The 1,958-nt window shown below is 65.9% G+C and carries 3 protein-coding genes; all 3 read right to left on the bottom strand.

What is annotated here, in order from left to right; genetic code table 11:
• Positions 1–492, bottom strand: a 492-nt coding sequence (locus RT662_RS00505; protein WP_313668221.1) for a gamma-glutamyl-gamma-aminobutyrate hydrolase family protein, incomplete at its 3' end; no start/stop codon positions are given.
• Complete coding sequence (locus RT662_RS00500) at positions 489–1,610, bottom strand: ABC transporter ATP-binding protein (RefSeq protein WP_313668220.1); 1,122 nt, start codon at positions 1,608–1,610, stop codon at positions 489–491. The genes RT662_RS00500 and RT662_RS00505, both read right to left, overlap by 4 nt.
• Positions 1,607–1,958, bottom strand: a 352-nt coding sequence (locus tag RT662_RS00495; RefSeq protein ID WP_313668219.1) for an ABC transporter permease, incomplete at its 5' end; no start/stop codon positions are given. The genes RT662_RS00500 and RT662_RS00495, both read right to left, overlap by 4 nt.

Below are 1,958 nucleotides of genomic sequence, written 5' to 3'. Positions count from 1 at the left end.
CCGCCCGTGCGCGCGCGCCAGCAGGCCACCGGGGGTGAGCGCCACATCATGGCGATGATCGAACATCTCCATGAAACCAACATCGTCGGGCGCGTGGTGGTCTCTAACCTCACGGGTCAGTGTGCCGCCCAGCGCGACATTGATTTCCTGCAGGCCGCGGCAGATGCCGAACAGTGGTTTGCCGCGCGCCAGCACGGCCTGCACCAGCGCCGCCATCATCGCATCACGGCCGGGGTCGAACGGCGGATCGCCCCCATCCGCCTCCCCATAAAGCATGGGCTGCACGTTTGAAGGGCTGCCGGTGAGCAACACACCGTCCAGCCGGTCAATCACCTCTTCCGCCGTCATCAGATCGGGCAGCGCCGGCACCAGCAGCGCGGCGCAATCGGCATGGCGCATGGCCGCCGTCACATAACGGTTCATCACCGCCTGCGCTGGCTCCACGCCCACTTGCCGCGTGCAGCAGATGATACCCAAAACCGGCCGGCTCATGACAGCAGCACCGCCGGCGAACAGGCATGCCAGGCCAGCCATACCTGTTCGCGAAGCGCGAAATCCTCCTGGTCCCAGCGCGTCAGGTTGGAACGCAGCGCCTTCAATTTCTGGCCGTCGGGCAGCGTCACTTCATACAGGCTCTCGCTGCCCAGATAGGCGACATGGGTGATGGTGCCGGCCACCGCGTTGCGACCCTGCGGCGCGTCGCCCAGAGCCGGCGGCGCTTCCGCCCATTTGTGCAGTTCAATCTTCTCGGGTCGCAGCGCCAGCCACAGGGTCGTGCCGGCAGCACCCGTCACGCCGTGATCGAGGAACACCGGCAGATCGATGCCCGCCACCGCCACCTCGGCATGGTCAGGCTCATCCACCACCAGTGCGCCTTCCAGCATGTTCACCGAACCGATGAAATCGGCGACAAAACGGCTGGCGGGGAACTCATACAGGTCAGACGGGCTGGCCACCTGCTGCAACAGGCCGCGGTTCATCACGGCGCAGCGATCGGCCAGCGCCAGCGCCTCGTCCTGATCATGCGTCACCATCACGAAGGTGATGCCCACCTGCGCCTGCAACTGGCACAATTCAGTGCGCATCGCCTCGCGCAGTTTCGCATCGAGCGCCGACAATGGCTCATCCAGCAGCAGCACGCGCGGCCGTTTCACCAACGCACGGGCCAGCGCCACCCGCTGCCGCTGCCCGCCCGACAATTGGTCCGGCCGGCGACTGCCCAGCCCATCCAGCTTGACCAGCGCCAGCGCTTCCTCCACCCGCCGCGCGCGTTCGGTGCCACCCACGCCATCTACCTTCAGGCCGTAACCCACATTGTCGGCCACGCTCATGTGCGGGAACACGGCGTAATTCTGGAACACCATGTTGACCGGGCGCTTGTTGGGCGGAACATTCGTCACATCCTGCCCGTCGATCAGGATGCGGCCTTCGGTTGGCACTTCGAACCCGGCGAGCATCCGCAGCAAGGTGGTCTTGCCGCAGCCCGATGGCCCGAGCAGCGCGAAGAACTCGCCCTCGCGCACCTCCAGATCGACAGCGTCCACCGCGACCACCTTGCCGTACCGCTTGGTGACGCCTTCGAAGCGGATGATGGGCGATCCCTTGGTCATGCGGCCTGCTTGGCGATATCCGCCCCCTGCAACCACAAGGCCAGCGCGGTAAGGCCAGCGGTGAGCAGGATGAGCAGGGTGGAGGCGGCATTGACCGCCGGGGTGACCGAGAAACGCACCATCGAATAGACCTTGATCGGGAAGGTGATGGTATCCGGCCCTGAGGTGAAGAAGGTGATGACGAAATCGTCGAGGCTGAGCGTGAAGGCCAGCAGCGCGCCGGCCACCAGCCCCGGCACCATGTGCGGCACCATGATATCGCGGAAGATCAGCCATTCGCCGGCGCCCAGATCCCGGGCGGCTTCGGCCAGGGCGCCATCGAAACTGGCCAGCCGCGCCCGCACCACC

It is taken from the genome of Sandarakinorhabdus sp. (assembly GCF_032115815.1).
Lineage (GTDB): Bacteria > Pseudomonadota > Alphaproteobacteria > Sphingomonadales > Sphingomonadaceae > Sandarakinorhabdus.
This window is presented reverse-complemented; position numbering and strand designations above follow the sequence as displayed.

Excerpts from the sequence above, each read along its gene's own strand:
- RT662_RS00500 (WP_313668220.1), bottom strand. The coding sequence starts at position 1,610 with ATGACCAAGGGATCGCCCATCATCCGCTTCGAAGGCGTCACCAAGCGG.